Origin of the sequence: Rhodococcoides fascians NBRC 12155 = LMG 3623, from assembly GCF_001894785.1 — a bacterium.
GTDB lineage: Bacteria > Actinomycetota > Actinomycetes > Mycobacteriales > Mycobacteriaceae > Rhodococcoides > Rhodococcoides fascians.
The window spans coordinates 139,922-161,797 of record NZ_BCWW01000007.1; the positions used below are offsets into that span (position 1 = coordinate 139,922).

Annotated in this window: 1 protein-coding gene; it reads left to right on the forward strand. The window is 66.9% G+C overall.

What is annotated here, in order from left to right:
- Window positions 1-32 precede the first annotated feature (32 nt).
- A complete protein-coding gene (locus RFA01S_RS15930; protein ID WP_052060842.1) occupies window positions 33-21,788 on the forward strand; it encodes a non-ribosomal peptide synthase/polyketide synthase in 21,756 nt (7,251 codons plus the stop codon).
- Window positions 21,789-21,876 lie beyond the last annotated feature (88 nt).

Below are 21,876 nucleotides of genomic sequence, written 5' to 3' on the forward strand. Positions count from 1 at the left end.
GTGCACGTGGATCGATCAGGAGGAAAAGTTAGATGGCGGTTGGACGTCGACGCGAGGCAGCATTGACGGTCGAGGACCTTCCGCGCTTGGTTCGGAGCGTCGCTGCGGTCGAACCGGACCGCGTGGCGCTCGCGCACCTCGGCACGGAGTTGACCTACGCCCGGTTGGACGAGGAGATCACCACCCTCGACACGGCCATGGGTGGGGTTCTCGGCCCGGACGCGCTGGTCCCGGTCGTGCTGTCCAACACCGTTCCCGGCCTCATCGAGGCCACCGACGGTGGTCTCGACGCCGTGGTCTCGTCGGTGGTCTCCGATGCCGCGACGGTTCTCGGTGACGACGACTCGGCGTCGAGCCCGGCCGAACCCGAGGCAACCACCCTCTACACCCTGTTCGCCGATCAGGCCGAGCGCACACCGGACGCGCCCGCGCTCGTGTTCGGCGGCGAGAGTCGGTCCTATTCCGAGTTCGCAGAGTCGGTCGAACGCCTCGCCCGGGTTCTGATCGAGCGGGGTGTCGGCCCGGATTCGACGGTGGGGCTGTCGATCCGCCGCTCGTTCGATCTGCTGGTGGGTATGTACGCCATCTCGGCAGCCGGTGGTGCCTACGTTCCGTTGGACCCCGAGCACCCGGTGGATCGACTCGCCTACGTCCTCGATACCGCGCGACCGGTTCTGGTGCTCACGACATCGGAGGACCTGCCGCAGTTGCCGGACGGCACGCAGACTCTGCTCGTCGATGCCGTCGACGTCTCCGGCGTGACTGCAGGGCGCATCACCGATGCGGACCGGCTCGGCACCCTCGGCGAAGACGACCTCGCGTACGTCATCTTCACGTCCGGTTCGACCGGGCGTCCGAAGGGCGTGGCGGTGGGCCACCGCGCGATCGTCGCCAATATTTCGTGGCGGCAGCGGGAATACACGATGACCCCGGCCGACGTCGTCTTGCAGAAGACGCCGTTCACGTTCGACGTGTCGGTCTGGGAGTTCTTCTGGCCGTTGCAGATCGGCGCGACACTGGTGATCGCCGAGCCCGACGGGCACCGCGACCCCGCCTATCTCGCCCGCGTCATCGCTGAACACGGCGTGACGGTGACCCACTTCGTACCGTCGATGCTGTCGGTCTACGTTGCCGAACCCACCGCAGCACAGGCCGATTCGCTTCGCATGGTGTTCGCCTCCGGTGAGGCGCTGCCGGCGCGCACCGTCAACGCGTTCCACGCGATCTCCGACGCCGAGTTGCACAACCTGTACGGTCCCACCGAAGCAGCCGTCGACGTCACGTACTACCGAACCCAGCAGGTGGAGGACGGCTCGGTACCGATCGGCGCTGCCGTCGACGACACCGACCTCTACGTGCTCGACGAGGGTCTGCGGCGCTCACCCCGGGGAGTCGAGGGAGAGCTCTATCTCGCGGGCGTGCAGCTCGCTCGCGGATACCTCGGACGCACGGACCTGACGTCCGATCGATTCGTCGCCGACCCGTTCGGTGAGCCGGGGGACCGGATGTACCGCACCGGCGACCTGGTGCGCCGACGCGCCGACGGCATGATCGAGTACATCGGCCGCACCGACTTCCAGGTCAAATTGCGTGGCCTCCGTATCGAACTCGGCGAGATCGAGCAAGCGCTGCTCGCCGAGCCGCAGGTGACCCAGGCTGCGGTACTCGTTCACGCCGACCGATCGCAGGCCCAGTTGGGTGAGCAGCTCGTCGGCTATGTCGTGAGCACCGAGCCCGATATCGATCACGACGGCCTGGCCGATGCGGTGCGCCGGCGCATGCCCGAGTACATGGTGCCGTCGGTGTTCGTCGTGCTGGACGAATTCCCGCTGAACGCCAGCGGAAAGCTGGACCGAAAAGCCTTGCCTGCGCCCGATTTCGCCTCGCTCGTACGCGAATACCGTGCCCCGGGCACCGACACCGAAACGGCCCTGGTGGCAATTTTCGAGACGGTCCTCGGGATGGACCGTATCGGCGTGGACGACGACTTCTTCGTCCTCGGCGGAAACTCGCTGAACGCGACCCGCGTGATCGCGCGAGTCAACGCGGAACTGGGCACAGCAGTGGATGTGCGGTCGTTCTTCGACGCACCGACCGTCGCCGAACTCGCCGCGGCCGTCGATGCCGCAGGCTCGACGCACGCGCGACCTCCGTTGGTGGCGCAGCAGCGGCCCGAACGTGTGCCACTGTCGCTGGCCCAGCAACGAATGTGGTTCCTCAACCGATTCGAGCCGGACTCGGCTGTCAACAACATCCCGGTCGCCATCGCGCTGAGCGGTGAACTCGATTACACCGCCCTGCAGGCGGCCTTGATGGATGTGTTGGACCGGCACGAGTCACTGCGGACGGTCTACCCCGATCACGACGGCATCGGCTTCCAGCAAATACTCGAATCCGATTCGGTGGCAGTGGAATTGGAGCGCGCGACGGCAACCGATGCCGACGTCCCCGCCGTGCTGCTCGAGTTCGCGCTCAGGCCCTTCGATCTGGCGGTACAGCTACCCTTCCGGGCGGTGCTTCTCGAGACGGCCGAGACCGAGCACGTGCTCGCGTTCGTGGTGCACCACATCGCGGCCGACGGATTCTCGATGGGCCCGCTGACCCGAGACGTGGTGGCCGCATACGTGGCGCGCACCAACGGGCAGCAACCACAGTGGACTCCGCTCGAGGTGCAGTACGCCGACTTCACGCTGTGGCAGAGGGCCGTCCTCGGCAGCGAGGACGATCCGGAATCTCTGATCTCGGCGCAGGAGAACTACTGGCGGCACCGACTCGGCGGCGCACCCGACCAGTTGGAGCTACCCACCGACCGTCCCCGCCCGGCGGTCGCCACGACCAACGGCGGCACGCACACGTTCGAGATCGACGCCGAACTGGTCCGCGCGCTGGAGAAGCTCGGAAGAGACCACAACGCAACGACATTCATGGTCGTGCACGCCGCGCTGGCCGTGCTGTTGGCCAAGCTCGCGGCCGCCGACGACATCAGTATCGGTACGCCGGTCGCCGGCCGTGGAGACGCGGCCCTCGACGACGTCGTCGGCATGTTCGTCAACACACTGGTGCTGCGCACCGAAGTCGATTCACGGACGTCGTTCGACGATCTGCTGCGCGAGATCCGGGAGGTGGACCTCGCTGCGTTCTCGCACGCCGACGTGCCCTTCGAGCGTCTGGTGGACGTATTGGCCCCGGCGCGCTCGCAGGCACGCCACCCGCTGTTCCAGGTCATGTTGACGTTCCAGAACCTGGACCGAACCTCGGTCGAGCTCCCCGGCCTGACCATCGCAGCGGTCGACTACGAGGCAGACCTGGCAAAGTTCGATCTGCAAGTGACGCTGTGGGATTCGGCACCGGCCGGCTTCGAGCCCGCGGGCCTGACCGTCGCCCTGACCTATGCTGCGGACCTCTTCGACAAATCGACGATGGCTCGATTCGGAGAGCGGTTCGTTCGTGTTCTTCGTGCGATCACCGCAGCGCCCGCTGCAGCCGTCGGAGAGATCGACCTGCTCGACTCGGTCGAGCGGGAGTCGGTGCTGACGTTCGGTTCGGGACCGGCGCACGAGATCACCAGCGGAACAACGTTGGTGGGGCAGTTCGATGGTCGCGTCGAGCAGACCCCCGACGCGCAGGCCCTGGTGTTCGAGGACGTTCGGCTGACGTACGCCGAGCTCGATGCGCGCGCGAACCGCCTGGCGCGGTACCTGTTGTCGGTGGGTGTCGGGACCGATTCGACGGTCGGTCTCGCAGTCGGCCGCAGTATCGAGTTGTTCGTCGGTATGTACGCGATCGTCAAGGCCGGTGCTGCGTACGTACCCATCGATCCGGCTCAGCCGTCGGAGCGCAACGAGTACATCGTGAGCACGGCCTCGCCGGTACGGGTGCTCTCGAGCACCCGAGATCACGTCGAGTTCCCCGGCGTGGAGACGGTGGACATCGATACCGTGGACGTGTCGGAATTCTCGTCGGCGCCGGTCACCGATGCGGAGCGGACGGCACCGCTGCGGGCAGAGAACCTCGCATACGTCATCTTCACCTCGGGGTCGACGGGTCGGCCGAAGGGCGTCGGCGTATCGCACGCGGCGATCGTCAACCGGTTGTCGTGGATGCAGCACGAGTACCCCCTCGGTCCGCAGGACGTGGTGTTGCAGAAGACACCGGCTACGTTCGACGTGTCGGTGTGGGAGTTCTTCTGGGCCTTCCAGGTCGGCGCATCGGTGGTCGTCGCGGTTCCCGAGGGTCATCGGGATCCGTCGTACCTGCTCGATGTCATTGCACGCGAACATGTCTCGGTAGTGCACTTCGTGCCGTCGATGATGTCGGTGTTCACACCGGAGGCGCTGCGTAGGCCCGACGCGGGAGCGTCGCTGCGTACGGTGTTCGCCTCGGGGGAGGCGCTTGCGCCTGCTACTGCACAGTCGCTGCGCCGCGCGCTCCCACAGGTGTCGGTGCACAACCTGTACGGCCCGACCGAAGCTGCTGTCGACGTGACCTATCACGCGGTCTCCGACGCGGACACAGCCGTGGTGCCGATCGGTTCACCGGTGTGGAACACCGATGTGCGCGTTCTGGATTCGTCGTTGCGGCCGGTTCCGGCCGGGGTGTCCGGAGAGCTCTATCTCTCGGGTGTCCAGCTCGCCAGGGGATACGTGAGCCGACCCGATCTGACCGCGGATCGCTTCGTTGCCGATCCGTTCGCGGTCGACGGTGCGCGGATGTACCGAACCGGCGACGTGGTGCGGTGGCTGCCCGCCGGTGAGTTGGAGTACGTGGGCCGGTCCGACTTCCAGGTGAAGTTGCGTGGTCTCCGTATCGAACTCGGCGAAATCGAATCGGCTCTGTTGGATCTTCCCGAGATCGCTCAGGCCGTCGTGCTCGTGCGACGAGAACAACTGGTTGCCTACGTCGTCCCCACCGAAGGCCCGGTCGATGTGGACCGGGTACGCACCGCGCTACGTGGACGTCTGGCCGAGTACATGGTGCCGACCACTGTCGTGGAATTGGCCGAATTCCCGCTCGGCGGAAGTGGCAAGCTCGATCGAAAAGCGCTGCCCGATCCCGAATTCGAGGCAACGCCCTACCGAGCACCGTCCGATCCGGTCGAGGAGATCGTCGCGAACGTGTTCGGCGCGGTCCTCGGACTCGACCGAGTCGGTGTGGACGACGACTTCTTCGCGCTCGGCGGCAATTCGCTCGTCGCCACTCAGGTCGCCGCACGACTCGGTGCCGAACTGGGCACGACGGTGCCCGTCCGAACGATGTTCGAGGCAGGCACGGTGGCAGCCTTGGCTGCTGCGTTGGAAAGCCACGTCGGCCACGGAGTCTCCGCGCCTCTGGTGCCGCAGGAACGCCCCGAACGAATTCCGCTCTCTCTCGCCCAGCAGCGGATGTGGTTCCTCAACCGATTCGAGCCCGAATCGGCGGTCAACAACATCCCCGTGGCGATCCGGCTCACCGGAGCACTCGACACTGCGGCCCTGAACGCAGCGGTCGTCGACGTTCTCGACCGGCACGAGGCACTCCGCACCGTCTACCCGAGTGTGGACGGAGCGGGGCATCAGGTGATCCTGCCTGCCGAATCGGTGGCACCGGACCTGACACCCACCACACCGTCCGCCGACGGTGCGGTGGCCGACCTGATCGCTTTCGCCTCCGAAGGATTCGACGTCACCCGGTCGATTCCCCTGCGCGCGAAACTGTTCCAGGTCACCGACGACGAGTACGTGCTGGTCGTCGTGGTTCATCACATCAGCGCAGACGGGTGGTCCATGGGACCGCTGACCCGCGACGTGATGACGGCTTACCTCGCTCGTGTGGCCGGCGACGCTCCGCAGTGGACGCCGCTGGCGGTGCAGTACGCCGACTTCGCGCTGTGGCAGCGCGCCGTGCTCGGCGACGACGCGGATCCGAGCAGCCTGATGGCAGCACAGGCGGACTACTGGCGTTCGGCCCTGGCGGACCTGCCCAGTGAGCTGACCCTGCCGTACGACCGGCCGCGTCCCGCGGTGCAGTCGTACTCGGGCGGGCGGTTCCAGTTCGACATCGATGCGGATCTGCGTGCCTCGCTCGACGATCTGGCCCGGTCGACCGGAACCACCCTTTTCATGGTGCTCCACGGTGCTCTCGCGCTGTTCCTGGCTCGCATGTCCACCACGGACGACGTTGCGGTGGGTACCGCCGTCGCAGGCCGCGGCGAGGCCGTCCTGGACGACGTCATCGGTATGTTCGTCAACACCCTGGTGCTCCGCACCTCGGTCGATCGAAGCAAGGGATTCACCGACCTCCTCGGCCACGTCCGGGACGTCGACCTCGATGCATTCGCACACGCGGACATCCCCTTCGAGCGGCTCGTCGATCTGCTCGAGCCCGAGCGCACGACGGCCAGGCACCCGCTGTTCCAGGTCGCGATCGCGTTCGAGAACCTGCCGCCGAGCGAATTCCACCTACCCGATCTGACGGTCTCGGCGGTCGACGTCGAGGTCGACACCGCCAAGTTCGACCTGTCGCTGACGCTGCACGAGAAGTCCGACGGCACCGGTCTGTCCGCCGGTTTCCTCTACGCGCGAGACCTGTTCGACGAGAACACGATCGAGGTGTTCTCGCGACGTTTCCGCTGGCTGCTCGAAGCGATCGTGGCGACACCGAACACCCCGGTGGGCGATCTGTCCATCCTCTACGACGACGAATACGACCGGCTCACCCACGTCCACGGTGACGACGTCTTGGCCGGCGGCACTCTGGCCGAGATCTTCGCTGCCGGAGCCGCACTCGACCCGTCGGCGACCGCGATTCGCTACGAGGGCCGCTCGATCTCGTACGCCGAACTCGATGCGACGTCCTCGCAGCTCGCCCGGGTGCTCATCGAGCGCGGGGCCGGCCCCGAAACCGTTGTGGCTCTGGGATTCCAGCGCTCCTACTTCATGGTGCTCGCGGTCTGGGCAGTGGCGAAATCGGGGGCCGCGCACCTCCCCGTCGACCCGACGTATCCGCAGGATCGCGTCGCCCACATGGTCTCGGACTCCGAGGCCCTACTGGGCCTGACCACCCGGGCACACTCGGATCGGCTCGCCGGCGGACAGCAAGACCTGACCTGGCTGAGCGTCGACGACGACGAGTTCGTGGCCGAGGTCCGCACCCGCTCTGCCGAGCCGGTCACCGACGCCGACCGCCTGCGACCCGTCACGTTCCAGAACCCCGCCTACGTCATCTACACCTCGGGCTCGACGGGCAAGCCGAAGGGCGTCGTCGTCACGCACGCCGGACTCGGCGGCGTCCTCGACGCAGCAACCGATCTCTATCACCTGAAACCGGCCTCGCGGTTCCTCCACGTCTGCTCGCCGAACTTCGATCCGTCGGTTCTGGAGTGGATGGCGGCGTTCTCCGTCGGCGCGACGTTGGTGGTGGTACCGGCATCGATTCTCGGCGGCACCGAACTGGCCGAATTGTTGAAGGCGGAGAGGGTCACTCACACGATCATCACGCCCGCGGTGCTCGGCACGATGGATCCCCACGGGATCGATTCGCTCGAGGTGCTCTCGGTGGGCGGCGACGTGACCACTCCCGAACTCCTCGCCCGGTGGGCAGGGGACCGGAAGTACTTCAACGGGTACGGACCGACCGAGACCACGATCATCTCCAGCTTCGCCGAGTTGACGCCCGGCGAGCCGATCACCATCGGTCGACCGATTCACGGCATGTCCGTGCTCATCCTCGATTCCAGGCTCGAACCGGTTCCGACCGGTGTCGCGGGTGACCTGTATCTGTCGGGCGGTGCGCTCGCTCGCGGTTATCTCGGTAGGCCGAGTCTGTCCTCCGAGCGCTTCGTGGCCAATCCGTACGGCATCGACGGCGCACGGATGTACCGCACCGGCGACGTCGTGCGATGGACGGACGACCTGCAGCTGCAGTTCGTCGGCCGCACCGACTTCCAGGTCAAGGTGCGCGGGTTCCGTATCGAGCTCGGCGAGATCGACTCCGCGCTCACCGCTGTTCCCGAGGTCGACTTCGCCGTCACACTCGGACACGAACTGCCCTCGGGTGTCACCACTCTCGTGTCCTACGTGTTGCCGGCGCGTGGTTCGGTCGTCGACGTCGACGAGCTGACCGCCTTCGTCGGAAAATCATTGCCCGCCTACATGATCCCGTCGTCGATCATCGTTCTCGACACCGTTCCACTGACCCCGGTGGGCAAGTTGGATCGCGCCGCGCTTCCCGCACCCGTGTTCGAGGCCCGGGAATTCCGCGCACCCACCACCGCGGTCGAAGAGATCGTCGCCGGAGTGTTCGCCGACGTCCTGCACCTCGAGCGAGTGGGACTGGACGACGACTTCTTCGCCCTGGGCGGTAACTCGTTGATCGCCACCCAGGTGGTCTCGCGGCTCGGCGCGGCCCTGGACACGGTGGTCCCGGTGCGGGCGCTGTTCGAGAGCTCGACCGTGGCCGCACTGGTGGCGCACGTGGAGAGCGCTGTCGGTTCGGGGGGACGAGCTGCACTCGTGGCGGGTCCGCGTCCCGAGCACCCGCCGCTCTCGCCTGCGCAGCAGCGGTACTGGTTCCTCAACCAGTTCGACACGACGTCGTCGGTGGACAACATTCCGTTCGCCGTGCGGTTGTCGGGTGCGCTCGACGTCGCTGCGCTGCAGTCGGCGGTGCGCGATGTCGTCGAGCGCCACGAGTCTCTTCGTACCCGGTACCCGGACTCTGCACAGGGCCCGTTCCAGCAGGTGTTGTCGGCGTCCGAGGTACCGATGGACCTCGCCGTCCGAGACGTGGCCGGTGCGAACGTCGTCACCGCCGTGACCGAATTCTTCACGCGTGGCTTCGACGTCACCGTCGAGGTACCGGTCGACGCGCGCGTGTTCCGCGTCGACGAGAACGAGCACGTCCTGGCCTTCGTCGTCCACCACGTGTCGGCCGACGGCGCGTCGATGGGCCCGCTGGCCGTCGACGTCATGACCGCATACACCGCGAGATCTGCAGGGACGGCTCCGGACTGGGAGCCACTCGAGGTGCAGTACGTCGACTTCGCGCTGTGGCAGCGAACCGTACTCGGCACCGAATCGGATCCCGATTCGGTTGCAGCGCAGCAGGTGTCGTTCTGGAAGGATACGCTCGCCGAGCTGCCGGATCAGCTGGTGCTGCCCACCGATCGCCCGCGCCCGCCGGCGCAGAGTTTCCGTGGCGATGCCGTGCGGTTCACCGTCGACGCCGGCACGCACGCTGCTCTCGCCGAACTCGGACGTACCGAGCAGGCAACGTTGTTCATGGTGGTGCACTCGGCATTCGCCGTGTTGCTCGCACGCCTGTCCGGTTCCGAGGACATCGCGGTCGGAACGCCCATCGCCGGCCGCGGTGAGCGGGCTCTGGACTCGATGATCGGTATGTTCGTCAACACCCTGGTCTTCCGGTCGTCGGTCGAATCGTCGATGACCTTCCGCCAGTTGCTCGCTCAGGCCCGAGAGCGGGACCTGGCCGCGTTCGCGCACTCCGACGTTCCGTTCGAGCGTCTCGTGGAGGTGCTGAACCCGGTGCGGTCGACGGCACGCAACCCGTTGTTCCAGGTAGGCCTGTCCTTCCAGAACCTTGCCGAGTCGACGTTCGAGCTGCCGGGTCTGACGGTGAGTGCCGTCGAGGCGGATGCGGTGACCGCGAAAACCGATCTGCAACTGTCGATCTCGGATCGCTACGCCCTGGACGGCTCTCCCGCGGAACTGTCGGCCGAATTGAGTTATGCCACCGATCTTTTCGATCGCGCGACGGTCGAAGGTTTTGCCGACCGGTTCGTTCGCCTCCTCGCTGCCGTGGCCGCGGACCCGTCGGCCGTCGTCGGCGATCTCGAGCTGCTCTCGCCCGAGGAACGCACCCGGATCGTCCGCACCTGGAACGACACCGATCACGATGTCGATGCGTCGCAGTCGCTGGTATCGCTGTTCGATCGACAGGTGCAGGCGCAGCCCGACGCGGTCGCGGTGGTCCATGCCGGTCAGTCACTGTCGTACGGCGAGTTCGATCGTCGAATCAACCGGTTGGCCCGCGTCCTGATCGGTGCCGGTGTCGGCCCGCAGGTGACGGTTGCTCTGGCTATCAGGCGCTCGGTGGATCTGCTCGTCGCGATGTATGCCGTCGCCAAGGCGGGCGGGGCGTACGTGCCCATCGATCCGGATCAGCCGGCGGACCGCAATGCCTACATCCTGGAGGTAGCTGCTCCCGCTCTGGTCCTGAGTACTGCGCGGGACGGTGTCGATGTCGACTCGGTTCCGGTGCTGTTGGTCGACACCGATCCGCGAGTGCTCGACGCAGAGGTCTCGGACGCGCCCGTCACCGACAGTGAGCGCACCTCGCCGCTGCGGCCTGCGAACACCGCGTACGTCATCTTCACGTCCGGATCCACCGGCCGCCCCAAGGGTGTCGCGGTGAGTCATGCCGCCATCGTCAACCAATTGCTGTGGCAGAGCGCCCATTACGGACTGGGCAGCACCGACCGAGTACTGCTCAAGACCGCGGCCACCTTCGACCTGTCCGTGTGGGAGTTCTGGGTCGCCACCGTCTCCGGTGGTGCGATCGTCGTGGCCGACGCCGAGGGCCACCGCGATCCCGCCTACCTCGTCGATCTGATGAACCGGGAATCGGTGACGACACTGCACACCGTGCCGTCCGTGCTCGACGCGCTGGTCACGGCGTCGGCGGGCACCCTGCCCGAACCCCTGACGCGGATCCTGGCGATCGGCGAAGCACTGTCGGTCGCCACGGCCGAGCGCGCGCTGCGCAGTTCGGCTGCGCGACTGGACAACTTGTACGGACCGACCGAGGCCGCGGTCTCGGTGACCTCGCATCGGGTGACGACCGTCGACGGCACCACGGTTCCGATCGGTGGCCCGGAGTGGAACACCTTTGTCTACGTGCTGGATTCGCGTCTGGCTCCCGTTCCGGTCGGCGTCGCAGGTGAGCTCTACCTCGCGGGTGCGCAGCTGGCCGACGGGTACTTCGCGCGGCCGGATCTGAGCGCCGAGCGATTCGTCGCGGACCCGTTCACCCCCGGCGGCCGTCTGTATCGCACCGGTGACCTCGTATCCTGGCGCGCCGACGGCGAATTGGAGTACGTCGGGCGCACCGACTTCCAGGTGAAGATTCGCGGTTTCCGTATCGAGCTCGGCGACATCGATGCCGCTCTCGGATCGCTCGACGAGATTCGCGACGTCGCCGTGATCGCTCTCGCGGACACGGGATCAGGCGCGCGGCTCGTGGCCTACCTCGTGCCCGCCGATGGGGTGACGCTGGATCAGGACGGCATCCGTCGTGCACTCGCCGAACGTCTGCCGTCGTACATGATCCCGGCGGCCTTCGTCGTGCTCGAGGCTCTTCCTCGCGGCGTCAACGGAAAGCTGGATCGACAGGCGCTCCCCGAACCGCAGTTCGAGACAGCCGAATTCCGCGCGCCGACCAATCCGGTGGAAGAGGCCGTCGCGGCGGTCTTCGCCGAGGTGCTCGCTGTCGAGCGCGTGGGTCTGGACGACGACTTCTTCGCGCTCGGCGGTAACTCGCTCATCGCCACTCAGGTGGTCTCCCGGCTGGGGGCGGCGCTCGATACTCAGGTGCCTGTCCGCTCGATCTTCGAGTCTCCGACGGTGCAGTCGCTCGCACGTGCGATCGAGTCCGAGGTGGGTACCGGTGCGCGCCGGGCACTCACGGCTCGAACACGACCGGACTCGGTGCCGCTGTCGATGGCTCAGCAGCGCATGTGGTTCCTGAGCCAATTCGATCCGACCTCCGCCGTGAACAACATCCCGGTCGCAATTCGGTTGTCCGGCAGCATCGATGTCGATGCACTCACCAACGCCGTGCACGACGTGCTGGCGAGGCACGAAATTCTGCGCACCGTGTACCCGGAGGTCGACGGACGAGGCCATCAGGTGGTACTCGGTACCGCGGAGGCCGGCGTGACGGTTGTCGTCGACGACGTCGACGAGAGTTCGATCGAGCAGGCCCTGCGCGACTTCGTGTCCGCGGGATTCGACGTGACCCGAGCTGTTCCGGTCCGAATCCGGATCCTGCGGGTCAGCGAGACCGAGCACGTACTGGCCTTCGTCGCCCACCACATCGCCGCGGACGGGTTCTCGATGGGACCCCTGACGCGCGACGTCATGGTGGCCTACACCGCCCGTGCCGCGGGGGAGAACCCGCAGTGGGCACCACTTGCGGTGCAGTACGCGGACTACGCGTTGTGGCAACGCGAGGTACTCGGTTCCGAGGACGACCCTGATTCGCCGTTGGCGAAGCAGCTCGCCTACTGGACGACGGCTCTGGCCGGTGCCCCGGCACAGCTCGACCTCGCGACCGACCGGCCGCGTCCGGCGGTGGCGTCGTATCGCGGTGCGGCATACAACTTCTCGATCGACGAGGCTCTGCAGTCGAACATCGCTCGCGCTGCCCGCGCCAACAACGCCACGAACTTCATGGTGGTCCACACCGCGCTGGCGGTGCTCCTCGGCGCGATGGCGGGTACCGACGACGTGACGATCGGAACCCCGGTCGCCGGCCGCGGTGACGCCGATCTGGACGAGCTCGTCGGCATGTTCGTCAACACGCTCGCCCTGCGTACCGCGGTGCACCCCGCGGCAACGTTGCGCGAGCAACTCGCCGCAGTTCGCGAGGCCGACCTCGGAGCCTTCGGGCACGCCGACGTGCCGTTCGAGCGGCTCGTCGACGAGCTGGCCCCGGACCGCTCACAGGCTCGCCACCCGATCTTCCAGGTCATGCTGACGTTCCAGAACCTGAACCGCCAGACGTTGGCCCTGCCGGGGTTGAGTGTCGAGGGCATCGATCTGGGTAGCGCGTTCGCGAAATTCGACCTGCAGGTGACGCTCTGGGAGAACACGGACGACCGCGGTGCTCCCGCCGGAATCGACGTGCAGTTCGACTACGCCACAGATCTATTCGAAGAATCCAGCATGGCCTCCCTCGGGCGACGGCTCGTCCGGGTACTGCACGCGCTGACCGACGCACCGGACGGAGTCGTCGGCGACATCGACATCCTCGAGGAAGGCGAACGTACCCGCGTCCTCGAGGACTGGAACGCCACCGCGCACGAGGTGGATCCCGGTGCAACTCTGGTGTCGCTGTTCGAGTCCCGAGTTGCCGAGTCCCCGGACAACACCGCCACGAGCTTCCTCGACGATCGGGTGACGTACCGCGAATTCTCCGAGCGGGTCAACGCGCTCGCGCGTCTGCTCATCGCCGAGGGAGTTGGCCCGGAAACCGTGGTGGCGACGGCCATGCGCCGCTCCATCGACATGCTGGCGGGTATCTACGCCGTGCTCGCCGCCGGTGGTGCCTACGTTCCGGTCGACCCGGATCTACCGGCCGAACGAATCGGCTACATCCTGGACACGGCGGCACCCGTGGTGCTGCTCACGACCGAGCGCGACGGTACAGATCTCGTGACCGACGCCGCCAGAATCCTGGTCGACACCGTCGACACGACAGGTCTGTCCACGGCACCGGTGACCGATGCCGAGCGAACCGCACCGCTGCGACCGGCGGACACTGCGTACGTCATCTTCACCTCCGGCTCCACCGGTCGCCCCAAAGGCGTTGCGGTCAGCCACGAGGCCATCGTCAACCGTCTGCTGTGGATGCAGGCCGAATACCGTCTCGCCGAGCAGGACAAGGTGTTGCAGAAGACGCCGGTCACGTTCGACGTGTCGGTGTGGGAGCTGTTCTGGCCGTTGCAGATCGGTGCCGAACTCGTCATCGCGGTGCCCGACGGCCACCGAGATCCGGCATATCTGGTGAGCACCGTCGCCGAACGCGGCGTCACGGTCGCGCACTTCGTGCCGTCGTTGCTGGCCGTGTTCGCCGCCGCGGACGGCGTGTCGAACTGCACCGGCCTGCGTGCGGTGTTCGCCTCCGGTGAGGCGCTGCCTGCATCGGTTGCCTCGGCCCTGCGCACTGCACTGCCCGCCACCGAGCTGCACAACCTCTACGGCCCGACCGAGGCCGCTGTCGACGTCACGTATCACCATGTCCTGCCGTCGGACACCGTGTCGGTTCCCATCGGCGCACCGGTGTGGAACACGAGGGTGACGGTGCTCGACGCGCGACTGCACCCCGTTCCCGTCGGGGTGCCCGGGGAGCTGTATCTCGCCGGGCGTCAACTGGCCCGCGGATACCTCGGCCGCCCGGACCTGACTGCCGACCGATTCGTCGCCGATCCGCACGGCGCAGCCGGCTCGCGGATGTATCGCACCGGAGACCTGGTGCGCTGGAGGCGCGACGGTGAACTCGAGTACCTCGGCCGCACCGACTTCCAGGTCAAACTCCGAGGCCTGCGGATCGAGCTCGGTGAAATCGAAGCCGCGCTGACTGCAGATCCGTCGGTCGACCAAGCCGTCGTTCTCGTGCGCCGGACGCCGTCGGCAGGTGAACTCCTGGTCGGCTACGTCGTTCCTGTCGCCGGGGAGACGATCGACACCACAGCGGTCACCGCCTCGGTTGCGACCCTGGTTCCGGAATACATGGTTCCGGCCGGGCTCATCGTGCTCGGTGCCCTGCCACTCGGGCCGAACGGCAAGCTGGACCGAAGAGCACTTCCCGAACCGGAATTCGGCAGCGATGCCGAATTCCGTACCGCCACAACCGACACCGAACGCATCATTGCCGAGGTCTTCGCAGACGTCCTCGGCCTCGACGCCGTCGGGGTCGACGATTCGTTCTTCGCGCTCGGCGGCGACAGCATCGTCTCGATTCAGCTCGTCTCTCGCGCCAAGGCCAGGGGAATTCAGTTCGGGCCGCGAGATGTGTTCGAGCGCAAGACCGTTGCCGGTCTCGCCGAGGTCGCCGTGATCGTCGGTGAGGGCAATGACGCGGTCGTGCTCGAGGAACTCGACGGCGGCGGTGTCGGTTGGATGCCGCTGCCCCCGTTCGGTGTAGCGATGATCGAGCGCGGCGGCGGGTGGTCACGCTTCCATCAGGCCGTCACACTGGAGCTGCCGCTCGGTATCGACCGAGCCGGGATTCTCGCCACGGTGACCGCAGTGGTCGATCGACACGACGTGCTGCGGTCGACCCTGGTGCACGACGACCGCGGCTGGGGTCTCGATGTTGCGGGCGCCGGTACCGTCGACGTGGATACACTGCTCACCTGGGCCGATACCGATTCGGCTGCAACAGTATTCGACGATGCGGTGGGAACGCTCGACCCCACGGCCGGTCGCATGCTCGCCCTCGTCTGGGTCGATCGAGGACCCGAGGTGCCGGGCACGCTGACCGTGGCGGCGCACCACCTCGTGATCGACGGAGTGTCGTGGCGAATCCTGGTCCCCGACTTCGTCTCCGCCTGGGCTCAGGTGTCGGGGGGAGTGACCCCGACCCTCCCCGAGGTCGGGACCTCGATGCGGCGTTGGACCCATGCACTGGTCGACGCGGCAGCGAGCGAGGCGCGGCTGGCCGAATTGCCGCTGTGGCGTTCGATCGCCGACACCGAGGACCCCGTGCTGGGCAACCGCCCCTTCGATCCCGCGGTCGATGTCGTGGCGACGCTCGAACGGGTGAACATCGAACTGACACCCGACGTCACGCGCACCTTGCTGACCACCGTTCCGGAGATCTTCCGCGGCGGAGTGGGCGACGGGTTGCTGGCCGGGCTCGCTCTGGCCGTCACGAGACTGCGGTCCGAGCGCGGCATCACTGCACCGGCAACACTCGTGCAGCTCGAAGGCCACGGCCGCGAGGAAGCGGTGGTTCCCGGAGCTGATCTGGGACGTACCGTCGGCTGGCTGACCAGCCTGTTCCCCGTTCGCCTCGACCTGACCGGGATCGACGTCGATGCTGCGTTCGCGGGAGGGTCGCAGCTCGGCGATGCAGTGAAGGCAGTCAAGGAGCAGATGCTGGCGCTGCCCGATCGAGGCATGGGCTGGGGACTGCTCCGCTACCTGAACTCGGAGACCGCTGCGGGACTGGCCGAACTCGGCACCGGACAGATCAGCTTCAACTACCTGGGCCGGGTCGACGCCGGCGAGGTCCCGGACGAGATGAAGTCGCTCGGCTGGTTGCCGGCCGCCGACGGCGAGCTCTCCGCGCCCGGTGATGCCGACATGGCCGCGAACAAGACCGTCGACATCAACGCCATCGTGCTCGACACCGACGAGGGCGGGGTCCTGAGCGCCAGCTTCGCGTTCCCGACCGGAGCCGTGTCCGCGGACACGGTCGAGCGTCTCGCCGGGCTGTGGTCCGAGGCGTTGTCGGCGCTGGCCTCGTACGCCGAGGTACCCGGCTCGGGTGGTCTGACCCCGTCGGACGTGCCCCTGGTGGCGCTGTCGCAGGCCGACATCGCGTCGTTCGAGGCGCGTTACCCACAGCTGACCGACATCTGGTCGCTGTCACCGTTGCAGCAAGGACTGCTGTTCCACGCGTTGTTCGCCGATGCGTCGATCGACGTCTACACCATGCAGGTCGTACTCGACCTGGCCGGCGAGGTGGACGCCGAACGGTTGCATCACGCTGCCCAGACACTGCTGGATCGGTACGACAATCTGCGTACCTCGTTCACCGCGACCGCGGACGGCGAGACGGTGCAGATCGTTCAGCAGAACGTTCGGCTCCCGTGGAACACGATCGATCTGTCTCATCTCGACGGGCTCGAACGCGACGCTGCCGTCGCCGACGCACTGGCCGCGGATCAGCGACGGCACTTCGACGTCTCCACGGCACCCCTGCTGCGGTTCCTGCTCGTCAGGATCACGCCGACCACGTACAAGCTCGCGATGACCAACCATCACGTGTTGCTCGACGGGTGGTCTCTGCCGCTGGTGATGAAGGAACTGTTGTACCTGTATGCCGCTCGGGGTTCCACCTCGTCGATGCCGAGGGTTCGCTCGTATCGCTCCTACCTGGCATGGCTGAACCGACAGGACCCGGCCGTGTCTCTCGGTGCGTGGACCACCGCGCTGGCCGGAGTCGAGGAGCCGACGTTCGTCGCACCGCCGAGTGTCGGACGAGAGATCTCCGCACGCTCGGCAGAGACGGAGCGATTCGTCGATCCCGAGACCACCGCGTCGCTCGTGGCGCTCGGCGGCAGGCTCGGCGTCACCGTCAACACGCTGGTGCAAGCGGCCTACGGCCTGCTGATCGCACACATCACCGGCCGCACCGATGTCGTGTTCGGTGCCACGGTCTCCGGCCGTCCCGCTGCTCTTCCAGGCGTCGAGTCGATGATCGGCCTGTTCATCAACACCATCCCGGTGCGCGTTCGATTCGATCCGGCCGACACTGTCGAGAACTACCTGGTCCGGATTCAAGGAGAACAAGCAGACCTGCTCGACCACCATCACATGGGACTCGTCGACATCCAACGGGCGATCGGAATGGGGAATCTGTTCGACACCCTCACCATCTTCGAGTCCTACCCGGTGGACGAAGCCGAGCTGACGCAGCAGGCGGCAGCGATCGACGGAATGACCGTCGAGTCGGTGAGCTCGAACGACAACACTCACTACCCACTGACGTTGTTGGTCGTGGCCGAGGATCGAATCTCGTTCACGCTCAAGTACATCAGCGATCTGTTCGACGCTACGTACGTCGAGTCCATCCTGTCCCGGCTCGTCGGTGTTCTCGAAACCTTCGTCTCCGACACCACGACGGCGGTCGGCGACATCGATCTGCTCGGCTCGGCAGAACGAACCCGCGTGATCGACACCTGGAACGACACCGCGCACGAGGTCGACGCCGGCATCATGCTGACCGCGCCGTTCCGGGCTCGGGTCGCGGCGAACCCGGACGCCACGGCCGTGCTCTACGAGGGCACCGCAGTGACCTACGCCGAGTTCTCGGAGCGGGTCAATCGTCTTGCCCGACACCTGATTTCGCTCGGCGTCGGCCCGCAGTCGCTCGTCGCTCTCGGCATGAGGCGAGGCATCGACCTGATGGTCGGCATGTACGCCGTCCTCGAAGCCGGCGGCGCATACGTACCCATCGATCCGGACCACCCGGCCGAGCGCATCGAGTACATCCTCGACACCGCGGTGCCGGTCGCCGTTCTCTCGACCAGTCACGATCGGACGGGACTGCCGGAACGGTTCCCGATTCTCGAACTGGACACCCTCGATCTCGCGTCCTACCCGGCAGACGCCGTGGCCGACGCCGACCGACTGGCACCGGTACGCCCGGAGAACACCGCCTACGTCATCTTCACGTCCGGGTCGACCGGGCGACCCAAGGGCGTCGCGGTGCCGCACCGCGCGATCGTCAACGAGATGGCGTGGATGATCGACCAGTACTCGCTCGACGAGAACGACGTCTACCTGCAGAAGACGGCGACGACGTTCGACGTGTCACTGTGGGGCTTCTTCCTCCCACTCCAGGTCGGTGCGAGCGTCGTTCTCGCGACCCCCGACGGCCACCGCGACCCGGCGTACGTCGCGGAGCGCATCGCCCGGCACGGCGTCACCGTCACGGACTTCGTGCCGTCGATGCTCACGGTGTTCGCCGCGTACGCCACCGGGGAGCAGTGCCGGTCCTTGCGACACGTCTACGTGGTGGGTGAGGCACTGCCCCCGGAGACGGTGACGGACTTCCGCGCGATCACCTCTGCCAGGATCCACAACCTGTACGGCCCCACCGAAGCCGCAGTGAGTGTGACGTACTGGAAGACGTCTGCCGACGAGGGCGCGACCGTCCCGATCGGGGCGCCGGAATGGAACACCCAGGCCTACGTTCTCGACGGCAGACTGCATCCGGTCGCCGCAGGGACCGCGGGTGAGCTGTATCTCGCGGGGACGCAGCTCGCCGACGGATACCTCGGGCGCGTCGACCTGACGATGGACCGCTTCGTCGCGAACCCGTTCTCGGCTGCCGGCGAGCGCATGTATCGCACCGGAGACCTCGTCCGATGGCGATCGGGGCCGGGCGCTGCAGGAGTCCTGGAGTACATCGGGCGCACCGATTTCCAGGTCAAGTTCCGTGGCCAGCGGATCGAGCTCGGTGAGATCGAGACCGCACTGTTGGCCCATCCCGACGTCAACCAGGCCACGGCCGTGGTGGCGACCACCGGTGCCGGCGACCAGCTCGTCGGATATGTGGTGCCTGCACCGGGTAGAACGCTGGACCCGGCCGAGGTACGCACCTTCGTCGGCGGCGCGCTGCCGAAGTACATGGTGCCGGCGACGGTGATGGTGCTCTCGGAATTCCCGCTGAACACCAGCGGCAAGCTGGATCGAAAAGCACTGCCGGAGCCGGTGTTCGAGGTTCGCGAGTTCCGTGCTCCCGCAACGCCGGTCGAGGAGATCGTGGCGGAGATCTACGCGGAGCTGCTCGGCGTGCAGCGGGTCGGATCGGACGACGACTTCTTCGATCTCGGTGGTAACTCGCTGATCGCCACAAGAGTGGCGGCACGGGTGTCGGCTGCGCTCGGGAAGAAGGTCGGTGTCCGAGACCTGTTCGAGGCCTCGACGGTCTCGGCACTCGCCGCGCGCGCCGAATCACGCATCGACGACGCGAACGGTGTGCCGCTGCGTCGCCGACCGGCCGGACAGACCGTTCCGTTGTCGCTCGCGCAACAGCGCATGTGGGTCCTGAACCGACTCGACCCCGAGTCCGGGGCCTACAATATGCCGCTGGCGCTCCGTCTGCGAGGCGAGCTGGATGTCGCGGCACTGCAGGCAGCCGTGTCCAGCACCGTGGAACGCCACGAGGCACTGCGCACGCGCTACCCGGAAGATGCGAACGGTTCGCCGTATCAGGAGTTCGTCGACGCCGGATCGGTCGTACCCGATCTGACTCCGATCGACGCGACCGACGACTCCGACACCGCCGAACGGATTCGCGCACTCGTCTACGAGGGCTTCGACGTCACCGTCGCACCCCCGGTCCGGGGAGCACTGTTCCGCTTCGGCCCGGACGAGTACGTCTTCGTCATCGTGATGCACCACATCAGCGGAGACGGCGCATCGATGGCACCACTGGCCCGTGACGTCATGACTGCGTACCTCGCTGCCGCGTCGGGGACCGACTACACGCCCGAACCGCTGACGGTGCAGTACGCGGACTTTGCGGTATGGCAGCGGCAGGTGTTGGGCTCGGACAGCGACCCCACGTCGATTCTGTCGCAGCAGTTGGCCTTCTGGGCGGACGAGCTCAGCGGGATCACCCCGGTCGTGTCGTTGCCGTGGGATCGGCCGCGAGCGGCTACCGCCAACCTGCGCGGAGCCAGTGTGAGTGTCGAGCTGGACGAGTCGGTTCACACCGGGCTCGCCGCGATCGCCCGCGAGAACAACGCGACTCTGTTCATGGTGTTGCACGCGGTCCTCGGGGTGCTGTTGTCGCGGATGAGCGGCTCCCGCAGCTTCGCCGTCGGCACGCCCATCGCCGGGCGCGGGCACGAGGCGCTCGACGGACTGGTGGGCATGTTCGTGAACACGTTGGCGCTGCGCACGGACGTGGACCCGGATGCGACGTTCGCAGAGCTGCTGACCGCTCTACGCGAGACCGACCTGCGGGCCTTCGCGAATTCGGACGTCCCGTTCGAGCGGGTCGTCGACACCATCGCACCGGACCGGAACGCCGGGTACACCCCGCTGTTCCAGACGGTTCTGTCGGTGGAGCCCCACGGCGAGGCGCGCTTCGAGCTGCCGAACCTGGTGGTCGAACCCGTCAGCGGCTTCGAGCCGACGGCGAAATTCGACCTGCAGGTCACGGTGGAGACCCAGCACGCCGACGGGAACAGCGGCACCGGAACCCTGAACGTCGAATGGGTGTATGCCGCCGATCTGTTCGACGAGTCCACGGTCGCGTCGCTGGCGGAGCGATTCGCACGCATCGCCGGTGCAGTGGCGACAACACCAGCGGTCGTCGTCGGCGACATCGACGTGCTCGACGCCGCCGAGCGGGCGGCACTGACCGAGACCCCGCAGACCGCTGACTCCACCGTGGCACCGGCACGGTCGGACCTGACCTTGCCGCAGGTACTCACCTCGACGGTGGACGCAGATCCCGATGCGCCCGCGTTGTCGTCGGACGGAGTCGAGACCACCTACCGTGAGCTCGACGAGCAGTCCTCACGTATGGCTCGGGTACTGATCGAACGTGGCGTCCGAACCGGAGTCGTCGTCGGCGTCACTGTCACCGACGCTGTTGCGGCAGTCGTGACGCGGTGGGCGGTGGCGAAGGCAGGCGGAGCCGTGGCTCCGATTGCCACGTCGAACTCCTCCGACGTTCTGGAGCGGGCAGGCGCATCCGTCCTCGTCCTCGACGGTGACGACGCGCCGAGCTGGGCCGGGTCCGTCACGACCATCCACCTCGGGCATCCGGACGTCGTCGACGCCATTGCCGCGAGTTCTGGGCGGCCGGTGACGTATTCGGACAGAACGGCGGTTCTGGGACCCGACAGCCCAGCGTTGGTCGTGGTCGACGACGGCACCGTGATCGACCACGGAACACTCGCTGCACTGGCGACGAACGCAGTGACGGAGTGGGCCGTGGCCTTCGATTCGCGGCTGGCCGTCCCCACCCGGTTCGATTCCGGTGCAGCAGTTCTGGCCGGTGTGGTCGCCGTGACGGCAGGTGCAGCCCTGGTGACCGATCGGGCGGAGTCCGCCGAGGACGCCGCCGACATCGTGTCCGCAGAATGGGTCACCCATGCGTTCCTTGCCTCAGCAGACATCGCCGCGGTCGATCGACTGCAACCCGAGGACATCGAGGACCTCGTTGCGATCGTGTCGGTCGACGGTGACGGTGCCGAGATGAGCGGTGTCGACATTCCGGTGCATCGTCTGCCCGGGTCGATAGGAACCGCCGCCCGATAAGGTGAGGCGAACTGCAACGCTCGCCGCGTCGTGGACGATGAACGGTCGGATCGGCCGACGCGTCGTCCACGACCGAGCGCGGGGCAAC